This is a genomic window from Streptomyces aurantiacus, from assembly GCF_001418335.1.
Lineage (GTDB): Bacteria > Actinomycetota > Actinomycetes > Streptomycetales > Streptomycetaceae > Streptomyces > Streptomyces aurantiacus.
Window position 1 is genome coordinate 1 of the sequence record NZ_LIPP01000256.1, and the last position, 14,162, is coordinate 14,162.

14 protein-coding genes, 1 tRNA gene and 1 pseudogene are annotated in these 14,162 nt (G+C 71.0%); 8 read left to right on the plus strand and 8 right to left on the minus strand.

What is annotated here, in order from left to right; translation table 11 throughout:
• Both AOK01_RS29505 and AOK01_RS29510 read left to right on the plus strand, forming a co-directional pair.
• Positions 1-218, plus strand: a pseudogene (locus AOK01_RS29505) (hypothetical protein); the annotation flags it as partial.
• Between the two features lie 95 nt (positions 219-313).
• A complete protein-coding gene (locus AOK01_RS29510) occupies positions 314-688 on the plus strand; it encodes a roadblock/LC7 domain-containing protein (RefSeq protein WP_055517023.1) in 375 nt (124 codons plus the stop codon).
• Positions 689-732: 44 nt separating this feature from the next.
• Here the strand turns inward: AOK01_RS29510 and AOK01_RS29515 are convergent, their stop codons facing one another.
• The 3 genes from AOK01_RS29515 to AOK01_RS29525 form a co-directional block, all read right to left on the minus strand.
• The gene (locus AOK01_RS29515; RefSeq protein ID WP_079103858.1) at positions 733-1,317 is read right to left on the minus strand and encodes a hypothetical protein; all 585 of its coding nucleotides are present in this window, start codon (positions 1,315-1,317) and stop codon (positions 733-735) included.
• 117 nt (positions 1,318-1,434) lie between these two features.
• A complete protein-coding gene (locus tag AOK01_RS29520; protein WP_245702465.1) occupies positions 1,435-2,364 on the minus strand; it encodes a MurR/RpiR family transcriptional regulator in 930 nt (309 codons plus the stop codon).
• The gene (locus AOK01_RS29525; RefSeq protein WP_055517026.1) at positions 2,361-3,971 is read right to left on the minus strand and encodes an aromatic amino acid ammonia-lyase; all 1,611 of its coding nucleotides are present in this window, start codon (positions 3,969-3,971) and stop codon (positions 2,361-2,363) included. Before AOK01_RS29525 ends, AOK01_RS29520 begins: the two co-directional genes overlap by 4 nt.
• A gap of 184 nt (positions 3,972-4,155) precedes the next feature.
• Here AOK01_RS29525 and AOK01_RS29530 point away from each other — a divergent pair, with 184 nt between their 5' ends.
• Positions 4,156-4,581: a hypothetical protein gene (locus tag AOK01_RS29530; RefSeq protein ID WP_055517028.1), complete on the plus strand. Its 426-nt coding sequence runs from the start codon at positions 4,156-4,158 to the stop codon at positions 4,579-4,581.
• Between the two features lie 418 nt (positions 4,582-4,999).
• Here the strand turns inward: AOK01_RS29530 and AOK01_RS29535 are convergent, their stop codons facing one another.
• Positions 5,000-6,391, minus strand: coding sequence for a cystathionine beta-synthase (locus AOK01_RS29535; RefSeq protein WP_055517030.1), 1,392 nt, complete (start codon positions 6,389-6,391; stop codon positions 5,000-5,002).
• A gap of 147 nt (positions 6,392-6,538) precedes the next feature.
• Between AOK01_RS29535 and AOK01_RS29540 the strand changes: the two genes are divergently transcribed.
• The 3 genes from AOK01_RS29540 (at position 6,539) to AOK01_RS29550 (ending at position 10,287) form a co-directional block, all read left to right on the plus strand.
• On the plus strand, positions 6,539-7,654 hold the full coding sequence (locus tag AOK01_RS29540) for an SGNH/GDSL hydrolase family protein (protein WP_190850609.1): 1,116 nt from the start codon (positions 6,539-6,541) through the stop codon (positions 7,652-7,654).
• Between the two features lie 281 nt (positions 7,655-7,935).
• On the plus strand, positions 7,936-9,156 hold the full coding sequence (locus tag AOK01_RS29545) for an acetyl-CoA C-acetyltransferase (RefSeq protein ID WP_055517031.1): 1,221 nt from the start codon (positions 7,936-7,938) through the stop codon (positions 9,154-9,156).
• A gap of 339 nt (positions 9,157-9,495) precedes the next feature.
• Complete coding sequence (locus AOK01_RS29550) at positions 9,496-10,287, plus strand: hypothetical protein (RefSeq protein WP_055517033.1); 792 nt, start codon at positions 9,496-9,498, stop codon at positions 10,285-10,287.
• Between the two features lie 29 nt (positions 10,288-10,316).
• Here AOK01_RS29550 and AOK01_RS29555 read toward each other — a convergent pair whose 3' ends face one another.
• On the minus strand, positions 10,317-10,628 hold the full coding sequence (locus tag AOK01_RS29555; protein WP_079103859.1) for a hypothetical protein: 312 nt from the start codon (positions 10,626-10,628) through the stop codon (positions 10,317-10,319).
• A 104-nt stretch (positions 10,629-10,732) separates the two neighbouring features.
• On the opposite strand from AOK01_RS29555, the gene AOK01_RS29560 reads away from it, so the two are divergent.
• Positions 10,733-10,963, plus strand: a complete 231-nt coding sequence (locus AOK01_RS29560) for a DUF4287 domain-containing protein (RefSeq protein WP_055517037.1) — start codon at positions 10,733-10,735, stop codon at positions 10,961-10,963.
• Positions 10,964-11,104: 141 nt separating this feature from the next.
• On the opposite strand, the gene AOK01_RS29565 is transcribed toward AOK01_RS29560, so the two are convergent.
• The 3 genes from AOK01_RS29565 to AOK01_RS29575 all read right to left on the minus strand — a co-directional run bounded on the left by AOK01_RS29565 (position 11,105) and on the right by AOK01_RS29575 (position 13,591).
• On the minus strand, positions 11,105-12,007 hold the full coding sequence (locus AOK01_RS29565; protein ID WP_055517038.1) for a Bax inhibitor-1/YccA family protein: 903 nt from the start codon (positions 12,005-12,007) through the stop codon (positions 11,105-11,107).
• A 137-nt stretch (positions 12,008-12,144) separates the two neighbouring features.
• Complete coding sequence (locus tag AOK01_RS29570) at positions 12,145-13,317, minus strand: 4-hydroxybenzoate 3-monooxygenase (protein ID WP_055517040.1); 1,173 nt, start codon at positions 13,315-13,317, stop codon at positions 12,145-12,147.
• A 191-nt stretch (positions 13,318-13,508) separates the two neighbouring features.
• A tRNA-Leu gene (locus AOK01_RS29575) sits at positions 13,509-13,591 on the minus strand.
• 391 nt (positions 13,592-13,982) lie between these two features.
• Here AOK01_RS29575 and AOK01_RS29580 point away from each other — a divergent pair.
• A partial coding sequence (locus AOK01_RS29580) for an ATP-binding cassette domain-containing protein (RefSeq protein ID WP_157871532.1) occupies positions 13,983-14,162 on the plus strand: 180 nt, incomplete at its 3' end.

Genomic DNA, 14,162 nt, shown 5'->3' on the forward strand with positions numbered 1-14,162 from the left:
TCGAGGTGCAGCCGGCCGACGACCGGGCGAACGTCGGCCGGCTGCACCTCGAAGGGCGCCGCTCCGGCGCCCGGATCGGCGAACTCGTCGAGGCCGCCGCCGAGGCCCAGCCGACCCCGGCGGCGCGGCCCTCGCCGAAGCCCACCGCGCCCGCGCCCCGCACCAGAACCGCGCGCGCCGCGCGCACCGTCACCGGGCCGGCCGGCGAAAGCCATTGAGCACCGTTTTCACCGCACTGACCCGACCCACTGACCCGACCCGAACCGAACCGAACTGACCCGAACTGACCCGAACCGAAAGGACAGGCACGACCATGGCCAACACCGAAACCGCGCTGAAAGAGGCCCTGGCCTCCATCGAGGGCGCGACCGGAGCCGCTCTCGTCGACTACACCAGCGGCATGGCGCTGGGCACGATCGGCGGGAGCAAGAGCTTCGACCTCACGGTCGCGGCGGCCGGCAACACCGATGTCGTCCGCGCCAAGATCCGCACGATGGAGCACCTGGGTCTGAAGGGCGAGATCGAGGACATCCTGATCACGCTGTCCGACCAGTACCACCTGCTCCGGCTGATCAAGGGCCGCGGCGGCAACGGGCTCTTCCTCTACCTGGTGCTCGACGCCAAACGCGCCAACCTGGCGATGGCGCGCCACCAGTTGAAGAGGATCGAGAGCGACCTGGAGGTCTAGAGGGCGGTCCGAGGGGGGCGGTCCGAGGGGGCGGTCCGAGGTGATCAGACCAGGACTCCGCCACGGCGCCGCGCCCCACCGGGCGCGGCGTCGCCCGCGGCGATACCGGTGGCGCGGTAGCCCTTGACGCGCTTGCCCGCGGGAACGCCCGCACCCCGGCCGAGCCAGTCGACACGGACCCACAGCAGCGACTCGGCCGCCCGTTCGAGCCGGCCGATCCAGGCCGCCTTGAGACGAAGCCCGACCCCGGCACCGGCGAGCAGCATCCCGCCGGCGGCCGGCACGGCGAACGCGGACCCCAGTGCCGCGGCGAAGGCGAGCAGCACCCACCACCGGTGTCCGCGGCGCCAGTTCCGTACGGACACGGCCCGGTCCTGGAGCACGTCGTGCTTGCTCGCGCGGGCGGCGCCCCTGGCGAGCGCCCCGTACCGCTTCCGTCGTGTCAGCGGGACGACCACCGCCGCGATCAGAAAGAGCGCGGCTCCCGCCAGTACCCCGATCCGCCGGCCCGTGATCCCGGGCACCAGTACGCCCACACCCGCCGCGACCACCCCGAGCCATCCCAGCGGTGCCGCTCCGGCCCGTACGACGACGGCCACCCGAGCCAGTCCCTGCCCTCCGCGCGCCACGATCCGCCTCCTCACCAGACGCCTGTTTGGCGGGCAGATTAGCGGCCGAAGGTGAGACAACCGTGAGAGAGCGCAAAAAAAGTTCGCGGGACGCCGCCACTCCACACGCAGAGCGCCCTACTCCACGAACAGGCCCCGTGCGGCGGCCCGTGCGTCGAACTCCTCAAGCCGCGCCTGGGCGTCCGGCAACCCGTCGCACATCGCCTCCAGCAGTACCCGCCCGAGCAGCATCGGCGCGCAGGCCGTGTCGAAGGCGAGGCCCGTTCCGACGGCGGCGGGCAGCAGCAGGTCGGACACCTTGGCGACCGGCGCGAACGCGGAGTCCGCGACGGTGACGACGGTCAGCCCGGCCTGCTTGGCGTACGCCAGGGTGTCCACGACCTCCCGCGGGTGGCGGGGCAACGCGAAGCACAGCAGCGTACTGGCCCCGGCCCGCACCGCCGCGTCGAGCCGGTCGTGCGCCATCGTGCCGCCCTCGTCCAGGAGCCGTACGTCCGGATGGACCTTGGCCGCGAAGTACGCGAAGCCGTACGCCTGGGCCGCGGCCGCCCGCAGCCCGAGCACCGGCAGGGGGCGCGAGGCGGCGAGGAGCCGGCCCGCCCGCTCGACGGGACGCGGGTCCGCCAGTACGGAGGCGAGATGGCGGAGGTTCTCGATCTCGGCCTCGACGGCCTGCTGGTACTCGTTGTACGAGCCGGTGTCCGCCGTGGGTTCGGCCGGTGCGACCTCGCGCAGGTGTTTGCGCAGCGCCGGGTAGCCGTCGAAGCCGAGGGCGACGGCGAAGCGGGTGACGGAGGGCTGGCTGACCCCGGCGAGTTCGGCGAGCTCCACGCTCGACAGGAACGGCACGTCGGCGGCCCGGCGCACCATGCTGTGGGCGATGCGCCGCTGGGTGGGGGTCAGCCGGTGCCCCTCGAAGAGCGACTGCAGACGCCCGGCGGGACCGTTGCCCACCCCCGCGCCGCCACTGCCCCCGCTCGCCCTGCCCTCCGTGCCCGCACTCACGCCCGTACCCGTACCCGTGCCCGTGCCCGTACTCATGCTCATGCCGTGCTCCCCCTCCAGATGTCCGTGAACCGGTCGAGCAGTGCGGCCGCCGCCGTCACGTCGTCCGTGAGCGGCCGGTCGGTCGGGTCCGCGTCGAGCACCGACTCGGCGATCTCCAGGGCCCTGCCCACCGGCAGTTCCGGGTCGGGACGCAGCTCGCGCTGGCGCAACGCCCGTACGGCGGCGACGAGTTCGCAGCCGACCACGAGACGGTACGCGTCGCACGCGCGCAGGGTCTGGCGTGCGGCGAGCGAGGCGAAACTCGCCTGCTCCTCGACGCCCCGGGAGAGTACAGCGTGGCCGAGCGAGGCGGGCGCGGAGAAGGCCCGCAGGTCACCGAGGGCGGCCCCGGCGGCGTACTCCAGGATCATCACGCCGGAGGAGGCAGGCTCGTGGTCGGCGAGGAAGGGGCGCAGCCGGGTGTAGGCGGGTTCGTTGAGGGTCGAGAGGCGGGAGGTCGACAGGCGGGCCACCTGCGTGAGGGCGAGCCTGAAGTGGTCCAGGGCCAGGGCGAGTTGGGCCTGGTAGAAGCCGCCGTGGTGGTAGGCGGCCATGTCGGCGGCGCAGATCAGCGGGTTCTCGGCGGCCGCGTTGATCTCGACGGCGAGGACCTCCTCCAGGGCGTCGGCCGCGTCGTGGGCGGGGCCGTGGATCTGGGGCAGGCACCGGAAGCCGTACGGGTCCTGGAGCCGTCCGAGCGGCGGTGTCGGGCGGTCGGCCGCGCCGATCAGCTCCCGCATCCGCCGGGCCACTTCGGTGGACCCGCGGTGTGGCCGGGCGGCGTGCACGGGAGCCGCGTACGCCTCGTGCGAGCCGTCCACCGCGACCAGCGACAGCGCGGCGACGACCTGTGTGGCCCCGATGAGGCCCCGCAGTTCGTGGAGCGCGAGCGCCGACTGGCCGAGGGTGAGGGCGTTGCTGCTGATGAGCGCGAGGGCGTCGTTGTTGTCGAGCGGCTGGGGTTCGGGCGCCCCCACCCACTCCGGCGCACCCGCACTGCCACTGCCCTTGCTGCCACTGCCCTTGCTGCCACCGCCGTTGCTGCTACTCCCGTTGCCCACAAGCCCCGTCGGGGCCGCGCCCCGCCAGGGGTGCTCCCCCGCCAGGGCCAACCCCACCTGTGCCAGGGCCGCGATGTCGCCGGTTCCCACCGAGCCGAACTCGTTCACGACGGGGTACGCGCCCGTCTCCAGCGCCTCGCACAGTGCCGTGACGACGGTGGGGCGCAGGCCCGCGCCGCCCGCGAGGAGCTGGTTCGCCCGCACGGCGAGCATCGCCCGGACCTCCCGTGCGGGCAGTTCCGCCCCGACGGCCCCCGCGTGGCTGCGCAGCAGGCGCAGACCGTGCTCGGTGGCGGCCTCGGTGGGCACGTCCTCGTTGCGGTTGGCGCCGACTCCGGTGGAGCGGCCGTACACCCGGCCGGTCGCGGCGATGCGGCGGGCCGCGTCCCAGGACTCCTCGACACGCTTCATGGCGTCGGTGCCGGGGACGGGCCGCGCGGACCCGTCAGCGAGGCGTACGACGTCGGCGACGCCCGTGCTGTATCCGTCCAGCACCACGAGGCCGGCCGTCACCGCACCCGGCGTGTCCACTTCCCAAGACGACATAGAGCGCAGACTCCCCTCGATCCCTCACCTCGTCAGCAAGCTATTCAAGTACAGAGAACTCTGCATGACGATATGCAGCCGGGCAAGAGACACCGGCCCGGTGGGGCACGGCCCAGCCCGGACAGGGGGGCTAACCCCCGTGTCAAGCGGACTCCGGCTCCCTACCGTGGACTCCATGACCGGTATGGAAGCTCCCGACGCGGAACTCAAGAAGGAACTCAGCGCCACCTTGCACGCCCGCAAGGAACTGGGCGACGAGTACGAGTCCGCGCTGGTCGACTCTTTCCTGGAAAAGGTCGAGCAGCGTCTGGACGGTGCGGTCGACCGGCGGGTGCGCCGTCAGCTCGCGGAACAGCAGATGGTGGTGGCCCGGGACGCGCGTTCCCCGCAGGGCTCCTCGGACTCATGGGGCGAACGCTTCGGGTTCGGGATCGTCTCCCTGGTCCTTGCGATCCCGCTGTCCGCCATCGGCGGCAGCGTCGCCGACCTGCCCGGCCTGCTGGTCGCCTGGGCGGGCATCGTGGGGGTCAACGTGGTCCAGGCCGCGCGCCTGTCGCCGAACCTCTTCGGCCGCCGCAAGTCCTCCAAGGACAGCGACTGGGAGGCCTGAGCCGCCCCGAAGCAAGACAGAGACAAGCGAGACAGAGGCAAGACGGAGGCAGGACAGAAAGGCCCGGTACCAGTCAGGTACCGGGCCTCTTCCGAGCTTGCGCGGGGACCGCCGCACCCCCGTTGCCGGGGGGCGGGACGACGGCGGTCCCCGCGAGGGACGCGAGCCGGGTCAGGGCCAAGCTGCGCGTCCGTGGCGTCCATGGAGGTCCGGGAGCCGCTCCGGAGGTCCTTGGCGCCGTTTTGGCGTCGGCCGGGGCGGGGAGCCGCTCCCGCCCTTGCCGACACACATCAATGTGCCGGACGCGTGTTAAGCGTGTGCTGCGCGGACGTGACGCCCTCGTACCACTTCCACAAAGTTCCGTTGTGACCGCTCGCGCCGGAAGTTCCCCTCCGGCACGCGCAGTTCACCGGACGTCCTACTGCCGTCCGCCCTTGGCCAGGAAGGACAGCAGGTCCTGCCTGCTGACGACTCCGGTGGGCTTGCCGTCGACCAGGACCATCGCGGCGTCGGCGGCGCCGAGCACGGTCATCAGGTCGCCGACCGGTTCGCCGGAGCCGACCTGGGGCAGCGGCGCCGACATGTGCTTCTCCAGCGGGTCGGTGAGGGTGGCCCGCTGGGTGAACAGCGCGTCGAGCAGTTCCCGCTCGACCACGGAGCCCACGACCTCGGCGGCCATCACGTCCGGATGACCGGCGCCCAGTTTCACGATGGGCATCTGTGAGACGCCGTACTCGCGCAGCACCTCGATCGCCTCGCCGACCGTCTCGTCCGGGTGCATGTGGACGAGGGACGGCATGGCCCCGTGGACCTTGTCGCTCAGGACGTCGCCGACGCGCGCGCTGGGCCCCTCGTCCTCCAGGAACCCGTAGTCCGCCATCCACTCGTCGTTGAAGATCTTGCTGAGGTAGCCGCGACCGCTGTCCGGCAGCAGGACGACCACCACGTCGTCCGGGCCGAGCCGCCGGGCGACCTCCAGCGCGGCCACGACGGCCATGCCGCAGGAGCCGCCGACGAGCAGTCCCTCCTCCTTGGCCAGCCGCCGGGTCATCTGGAAGGAGTCCTTGTCGGACACGGCGACGATCTCGTCGGCGACTGTCCGGTCGTACGCGGTCGGCCAGAAGTCCTCGCCGACGCCCTCGACGAGATACGGCCGCCCGGAGCCGCCGGAGTAGACGGACCCTTCCGGGTCGGCGCCGACGACCTGGACCTTCCCGTCGCTGGCGTCCTTGAGGTACCGCCCGGTCCCGGAGATGGTGCCGCCGGTGCCCACGCCCGTGACGAAGTGGGTGATCCGGCCGTCCGTCTGCTCCCACAGCTCAGGGCCGGTGGAGTGATAGTGCGAGGCGGGATTGTCGGGGTTGGAGTACTGGTCGGGCTTCCAGGCCCCGGGCGTCTCACGCACCAGCCGGTCGGAGACGTTGTAGTACGAGTCGGGGTGCTCGGGGTCGACCGCGGTCGGGCAGACGACGACCTCGGCGCCGTACGCGCGCAGCACGTTGATCTTGTCGGTGCTCACCTTGTCGGGGCACACGAAGATGCACTTGTAGCCCTTTGTCTGGGCCACGATGGCAAGGCCCACTCCCGTGTTGCCGCTGGTCGGCTCGACGATCGTGCCGCCCGGCTGGAGGGCGCCGCTCTTCTCGGCGGCCTCGATCATGCGCAGAGCGATGCGGTCCTTCACGGAGCCGCCGGGGTTGAAGTACTCGACCTTCGCGAGGACGGTCGCCTGGATGCCGGCGGTCACGCTGTTGAGCCTCACCAGCGGGGTGTTGCCGACGAGACTGATCATCGAGTCGTGGAATTGCACCGTTGTCTCCGGAGCTGCAAAAGAAGTGGTCGGGGTGGTTCGGTCAGCCTAAGCCCCTGCTGGGCGTTCACAGCGCGTTGAGATTGGCCGACGGTCTGTACGGGGCAAGGAGTGGGTGTACGGGCTAGAAGGAGGTGGCGGCTTCGCATGTCGAGCATGTCGAGGGCGAGGGTGGCACGGCGGATCGCCGCGGGCGCGGCGTACGGCGGCGGCGGGATCGGGCTGCTGGGCGCGGCGACGGTGGGAGTGGTACTGGCCGAGCTGCAGCTGGCGAAACGGCAGGTGGGCCACGGGCCCAGTCCCCATCCACCGAGCGCCGACGGACTGTACGGGTACGCGTACGCCGGCGCGGAGGAACCGCTGCGCCTGACGATGCTCGGTGACTCGACGGCCGCCGGGCAGGGAGTGCACCGGGCCAGGCAGACACCGGGGGCGCTGCTCGCGTCCGGGCTCGCGGCGGTGGCGGAGCGGCCGGTGCGGTTGCGGAACGTGGCGCTGCCCGGCGCCCAGTCGGACGACCTGGACCGCCAGGTCGTGCTGGCGGTCGGGGACCCGGACGGGTTGCCCGAGGTGTGCGTGATCATGGTCGGGGCGAACGACGTGACGCACCGGATGCCGGCGACACGGTCGGTCCGTCACCTGTCGGCCGCGGTACGCCGACTGCGTACCGCGGGTGCCGAGGTGGTCGTCGGCACCTGTCCCGACCTGGGCACCATCGAGCCGGTCCAGCAGCCGCTGCGGTGGATCGCGCGACGGGCCTCGCGTCAGCTGGCGGCGGCGCAGACGATCGGTACGGTCGAGCAGGGCGGGCGTGCGGTGTCGCTGGGCGACCTGCTGGGGCCCGAGTTCGAGGCGAATCCGCGGGAATTGTTCGGCCCCGACAACTACCACCCGTCGGCGGAGGGGTACGCGACGGCGGCGATGGCCATACTCCCCACGGTCTGTGCCGCCCTCGGCCTGTGGCCGGCGGCCGAGGAGCGGCCGGACGTCTCCCGCCGTGAGGGTTTCCTCCCGGTGGCGCGGGCGGCGGCGGAGGCCGCGGCGGAGCCCGGTACGGAGGTCACGGCCGCGATGCCGACGGGCCCGCGGGGCCCATGGGCCCTCCTCAAGCGCCGCCGTCGCCGCAGGGTCCCGGCCACGGACCCGGCCAGGGACCCGGCCGCGCACCAGGCCGCGGACGCGGCCCCTGGCTCGACCACGGACTCGGCGGCAGGCCCGGCCAGGGACTCGTCGCCGGCCGGTAGCCGGGAGCCGTCCGCCTGACCGATGCGGAGAAGACATGCGGAGAAGGCTTACGGAGAAGGCTTACGGAGAAAGCAAGCGCTTAGAAATGCGGCCCGCGTCACACACCCACAGCCGTGACCTCACCCGTACGTGCGGGTAGCTTCCAAGTCAGGACCGCCCACATCCCCGTAACTCCCGCCCGGCGACCGCCGACCGCCGGCCGCCGACCGCCATCCGGCCGGCGCCACTCGACGAGGCTCCCCCAGAGCCGAACGCCCGGGGGACCCCCAGCGCGCCGCCTCTTCTCATTGGAGCCGTAGATGCCCGAAGCCGTGATCGTCTCGACAGCCCGCTCCCCCATCGGCCGCGCGTTCAAGGGCTCCCTCAAGGACCTGCGCCCGGACGACCTCACCGCCACCATCATCCAGGCGGCCCTCGCCAAGGTCCCGGAGCTCGACCCCAGGGACATCGAGGACCTGATGCTCGGCTGCGGCCTCCCCGGCGGCGAGCAGGGCAACAACCTCGGCCGCATCGTCGCCGTGCAGATGGGGATGGACCACCTCCCCGGCTGCACGGTCACCCGTTACTGTTCCTCGTCGCTGCAGACGACCCGCATGGCCCTGCACGCCATCAAGGCCGGTGAGGGCGACGTCTTCATCTCGGCCGGCGTCGAGCTGGTCTCGCGTTTCACCAAGGGCAACTCCGACAGCCTCCCGGACACGCACAACCCGTTCTTCGCTGAGGCGGAGGCCCGCACCGCCGAGGTCGCCGCGAGCGAGGGCGCGTCCTGGCACGACCCGCGCGAGGACGGCCTCGTGCCGGACGCGTACATCGCGATGGGCCAGACCGCGGAGAACCTCGCCCGGATCAAGGGCGTCACCCGCCAGGACATGGACGAGTTCGGCGTCCGCTCGCAGAACCTCGCCGAGGAAGCCCTCAAGAACGGCTTCTGGGAGCGCGAGATCACTCCGGTGACCACCCCGGACGGCACGGTCGTCAGCAAGGACGACGGCCCGCGCGCCGGCGTCACGCTGGACGGCGTCCAGGGCCTCAAGCCGGTCTTCCGCCCCGACGGCATGGTCACGGCGGGCAACTGCTGCCCGCTCAACGACGGCGCCGCCGCCCTCGTGATCATGTCCGACACCAAGGCCCGCGAGCTGGGCCTGACCCCGCTGGCCCGGATCGTCTCGACCGGTGTCACCGGCCTCTCCCCCGAGATCATGGGCCTCGGCCCGGTGGAGGCGTCGAAGCAGGCCCTCTCCCGCGTCGGCCTGGGCGTCGCCGACATCGACCTGTTCGAGATCAACGAGGCGTTCGCCGCCCAGGTGATCCCCTCCTACCGCGACCTGGACATCCCGCTGGAGAAGCTGAACGTGAACGGCGGCGCGATCGCGGTCGGCCACCCCTTCGGCATGACCGGCGCCCGCATCACCGGCACGCTCATCAATTCCCTCCAGTTCCACGACAAGCAGTTCGGCCTGGAGACGATGTGCGTGGGCGGCGGCCAGGGCATGGCCATGGTCATCGAGCGGCTGAGCTAGCCCCAGGCCCCGCTCAGCCGCACTCAGCCGCACTGCGAAACCCGACCCGAAGCACAGCCCCCGTAACCGAAGTTGAACAGAACGTGAACGGAACGGCCCGGAGAACCCTCGGAGAACGCCTCTCCAATGGGACTCTGGGTCGTTTTGTGATCGAATCTCCCCCAGGATGTGACCTAAGTCCCTCGGGGGAGGTATTTGCGCAGGTCAGCGGCGCCCCACAAGCAACCGCCGGGCCCAAGGTCCTGTCCCTTTCGTGACGTTACGCACTGACAGCTGGTTAGTCCATCCTTCAAGCTGATGTAGGAAGTCGGGGGTCGACTTTGAACCGGGAGTACGTCAGTGAGCACCACGTTTCTCGCTCTGCTGCTCGCCACAGCCACCACCACGGCCGTGGGCGTCGCCGTACTGCGCACCCTGCTGGCGCTGCGCCGACAGGTGGCGGCCCTGCACACCGAGCTCGCCCAGGGCCGCGCCGCCGCCCTGCGCGGCCTCCTGCCGGCCGCTCGCGGCTCCGCGGACACCGACCAGATACGCGCCGCCGTGGCCGAGGCCCTCGCCGAGGAACGGGAGCGCGAGCTCGCCGAGGCCCGTGCGTTCTGGGCCGCCCAGGAGGTGCGTGACGCCGGCGACGCCCCCACCCTGCTCGGCCTGCCCGACAGCGAGCTGTACCTGCCGCGCCAGTCGGACTTCGTGGGCATCGAGCACCTGGAACCGGTGACCGAGCCGCCCGCCGACACCGACGAGTTCTCCGGGGACTCCGCCGAGCTTGCCGCGGCCCGCCGCCGCCACCCCTCGCACCCTGACTTCGTCCCGGTCCAGTCGCCGGTCGTGAACGACCACGAACGCACGGTGGCCTGCCTGGAGGAACTGGCCGACACCCGCACCGAGCTGGCGGACGTCCGCCCAGGCCCCCTCGGCACCCTCGACGTCTACGTCTTCGCCGACGGCACCACTCTCTGCATGACCCCGGGCCACCGCGAGACCGCCGAACGCCTCGCCGAGTCCCTGCGCACCGGCCACCCGCCGGTCCTGCTCGGCGGCTCAGGAGTCTCGGGCGCCTACGCCCTCACCTTCGAGTGCGGCCAGGAGAGCGTCTACGTCCTGGCGGACCGGGTCATAGCCTCGCTGTAGACACCGGGGCCGCGACTGCGCGCGCCCGGTCAGACGCCCGCCCTCTTCTGCGCCTCCTCCACAAGCACCAGCGCCTCCGCCAGTTCCGCCTCGGTCCTCAGTACGAGCGCGAGGTCGTGCACGGCCACCGTGATCTGATCCGCCGACGCGAACATGCCCGCGTCCGGCATCTCCCGGGGGGCCTGCCCGGGGTCCTCCAACCGCTGGGCGCGCAGGGCCAACTCCCTGGCCAGACCCAGTGCCTCGGCGGCTGCCCCGCGCTGCAGCCGGCTCTGCGGCGCGGCCCGCAACCGGTCGGCGAAATGGTCCACGGCACGGGTCAACGGAGTCGTATCAAGCACGCCGCGAGACTACGCGTCACACCTGGACTGTTGCCAACGACCGAACGCTCAGGCACGGTGGCGTGAAGGACCGGCCTACATCCCCTTTGCGTCCGGAGGCGCCGATGTCCCACGTCTTCTCCGCGGAGACCCATCGCAATCTGCTCGCCCGCATCCCCCATTGCACCGGTCGTGAGATCTCCGACTGGCTGCGCACCGTCGACGAAGGCCCCGCGCTCTTCCGCTTCGAGGAGAAGGTCAGCTGGCTCCGCGCCGAGCACGACCTCGCGTACGGCCACGCCAAAGCGATCATTCACGAGTACGACCTGAGGAGGGCAGCGCGCAACCTGCGCTGAACGCGGCCTCGCTCCGCTCCGGCACCAGAGAACGAAGGGCCCGCGAACCATGGTTCGCGGGCCCTTCATCCGGAACAGACGCGACAGGCGTCCGGCGCCATGAACCGGCGTCCTCGCCGGGTACTGGTCGTTCGCCGGGTGCTAGTCGTTGCCGCTGAAGATGGCGACCAGACGCAGCATCTCCAGGTAGATCCACACGAGGCTCATGGTCAGCCCGAAGGCGGCCAGCCAGGCTTCGTCGCGCGGCGCGCCGTAGGCGATACCGTCCTCGATCTGCTTGAAGTCGAGCGTCAGGAAGAACGCACCCAGGACGATCGCCAGGATGCCGACGATCGCGCCGAGCGGGCCCATGCTGCGCAGCCCGCCGTCGTCGGCGACACCGAAGACGACCAGCAGCAGGTTGACCGCCATGACCAGCACGAAGGCGATCGCGATGGACATGCCGATGCGCGCGTACCTGGCGGTGACGCGGATCCAGCCCGCCTTGTAGATCAGCAGGGTGGCGCCGGAGACGGCCATGGTGCCGAGCACCGCCTGGAAGGGCGCGCCGGACCACCTGCTGTTGTACATCTCGCTGATCACGCCGAGGAAGACGCCCTCGAAGGCGGCGTACGCCAGGATCAGCGCGGGCGAGGCCTTGCGCTTGAAGGCCTGGATCAGCGCGAAGACCATCGCGATGAGCGCCGAGCCGATGGCCAGGCCGAAGCTGGTCGACGTGACCGGCAGCAGGACCCAGGCGAGAACGGCACCGACGGTGACGGTGCCGAGTGTCATGGCAGTGCGCGCGACGACGTCGTCCATCGTCATGCGGCCGGCGGCGGGCGGGGCCTGCGGCGGTGCGCCCTGCTGCGTGTACGGGGTCTGAGCGTAAGGATTCTGCGCGTACGGGTTGCCGCCCTGCGGGGCGCCCGGGGTGCCCTGTGCGTACGGGTTCCCCTGCGTTCCGACAGCGGGGCCCCCGGCCTGCGGCGCCGCGTTGAAGCCCGCGTAGCCGTTGTCGCGGCTGAACCCCCGTCGCGAGAAGACCGGGTTGCTGCTCCTCATTTCACTCCTCCATGGCCACGCTGCGTGGCCTTGGCTCTAGAGTAATGGCTAGGCAAAAGAATGCCTCCAGTGCCTGGGAGGATCTTTCCCCTCTTGTGACCGGGAACACCAGCTTTCACCCCGGCATTCCCCCACTGTTACAAGGCGAAGCCCGTGTAGCCCTCGGCGAGGTCCTGCTCGGCGGAGCGCGCGGAGGTGAGCCGCTCCAGCCGGGCCAGCTGGATCCGGTCCTCGAAGGGCGTCGCGTCGGGCGAGCGGTGCAGCATGGTCGTCATCTCGTACGAGAACCGCTCGGCCTGCCACACCCGCCGCAGGCAGGTCTCGGAGTAGGTGTCGAGCAGGTCGTCGGACCCGGTCTCCCGCTGGTGTCCCAGCGCCCGCGCGAAGGTCACGACGTCACCCACCGCGAGGTTCAGCCCCTTGGCGCCGGTCGGCGGCACGATGTGGGCGGCGTCCCCGGCCAGGAAGAGCCGCCCGTACCGCATCGGCTCCTGCACCTGGCTGCGCATGGGCGTGACGGACTTGGAGGTGATGGTTCCCCTCCGCAGCCGCCACCCGTCGTCCGTCTCGAACCGGCGCTCCAGCTCGTCCCAGATCTCCGCATCGCTCCAGGCCTCGGCGTCCGTGCCCTCGGGCACCTGGAGGTAGAGCCGCGAGACGACCGGCGACCGCATGGACAGCAGGGCGAAACCACGGTCGTGACGGGCGTAGACGAGCTCGTCGTGCGACGGAGGCACATCGGCGAGGATCCCCAGCCACCCGAAGGGGTACGTCCGCTCGAAGACCCGTGTGAGCTCCTCGGGAATCGCCCGCCGGGCCACGCCCCAGGAGCCGTCGCACCCGACGACGTAGTCACACTCCAGGACGTCCTCGCGCTCCTCGTGCCGGAAGCGCACCCGGGGGCTGTCGGTGCCGGCCCCCTCGACGGCCAGGGCCTGCGCCCCGAAGAGCAGCGGCCCGCCCTCCTTGAGCTGCAGCGCGATGAGGTCCTTGCACACCTCCGTCTGGGCGTAGACCATCACGGACCGCCCGCCGGTGAGCGCGGGGAAGTCGACCCGGTGCCGCCTGCGCGCGAACCGCAGCTCGATGCCGTCGTGGCGCAGCCCCTCACGGTCCATGCGCTCACCGGCGCCCGCGGCCCGCAGCACGTCCACGGTTCCCTGCTCCAGGATTCCGGCGCGCTGCCGCTGCTCCACGTACGCCCGGTCCCGGCTCTCCAGTACGACGGAGTCGATGCCCGCGTTGTGCAGCAGCCTCGCCAGCAGCAGGCCGGCCGGCCCGGCTCCGATGATCCCGACGGTGGTACGCATCGACACGCCCCTTCGCGCTCCGACGACTCCCGCGAGCGCCGAACTCTGTTCGCTGAGTGAACTTTTGTTCACGATCTACCCACGCGAGTCTCCGACCGACGGAACCCACTGTCAATGGTCGCGCGAGGAAGCCCTCAACGAAGAATGCACCCTTCATCAGGATGCGCCGGGAAAGACGGAAAGGTCGGAGGTGCCCGGAACCGGACTTGAACCGGTACGCCCGCAAGGGGCAGCGAGGTTTAAGCTCGCCGTGTCTGCATTCCACCATCCGGGCAGGCCATGGGCTCCGCATCGAGTGTTCCGAGCCTATCGGGACAGATCCCCCGAACAGCGGGAGGGTGGCCCGATGTTGTCTTATTTTATTGGCGCCTGAGGGTGCATCAGCCCACGGTAATCGCCATACGCACATGCCACGTGCCCTTCGAGGGACGTTGAGCGGCACATGGGGAATGACGTGATTTCACCGCACGAACGAGCGGAACCTGACGAACCGTCGCCGATTCCCTCTCAGGGGTGGGTGTCATCCCCAGGTATGACACGGGGCCGCGCGGTGCGACCCGAGTCGCCCCCCGGAACCGGAACAGGGGGTGACTACACGGCGGCGATCGGCGTCGACGATGGGAACTGTCGTCCACTCACCGCCGTACCGACAAGGAGTAACCCCCGTGACCACCACGCCCCTCGCCGCCCGGACCACCACGGTGGCCGCCCGCGCCATGGAACTGTCGAAGGTCTACGGGCAGGGGGAGACCCAGGTGGTCGCTCTGGACCGGGTCTCCGTCGACTTCCGGCAGGCCGAGTTCACCGCGATCATGGGTCCCTCCGGCTCCGGCAAGTCCACGCTG

Excerpts from the sequence above, each read along its gene's own strand:
- AOK01_RS29510 (WP_055517023.1), top strand. The coding sequence starts at position 314 with ATGGCCAACACCGAAACCGCGCTGAAAGAGGCCCTGGCCTCCATCGAG.
- AOK01_RS29520 (WP_245702465.1), bottom strand. The coding sequence starts at position 2,364 with ATGAGCATGAGTACGGGCACGGGCACGGGTACGGGTACGGGCGTGAGT.
- AOK01_RS29525 (WP_055517026.1), bottom strand. The coding sequence starts at position 3,971 with ATGTCGTCTTGGGAAGTGGACACGCCGGGTGCGGTGACGGCCGGCCTC.
- AOK01_RS29530 (WP_055517028.1), top strand. The coding sequence starts at position 4,156 with ATGGAAGCTCCCGACGCGGAACTCAAGAAGGAACTCAGCGCCACCTTG.
- AOK01_RS29540 (WP_190850609.1), top strand. The coding sequence starts at position 6,539 with ATGTCGAGCATGTCGAGGGCGAGGGTGGCACGGCGGATCGCCGCGGGC.
- AOK01_RS29545 (WP_055517031.1), top strand. The coding sequence starts at position 7,936 with ATGCCCGAAGCCGTGATCGTCTCGACAGCCCGCTCCCCCATCGGCCGC.
- AOK01_RS29560 (WP_055517037.1), top strand. The coding sequence starts at position 10,733 with ATGTCCCACGTCTTCTCCGCGGAGACCCATCGCAATCTGCTCGCCCGC.
- AOK01_RS29565 (WP_055517038.1), bottom strand. The coding sequence starts at position 12,007 with ATGAGGAGCAGCAACCCGGTCTTCTCGCGACGGGGGTTCAGCCGCGAC.
- AOK01_RS29570 (WP_055517040.1), bottom strand. The coding sequence starts at position 13,317 with ATGCGTACCACCGTCGGGATCATCGGAGCCGGGCCGGCCGGCCTGCTG.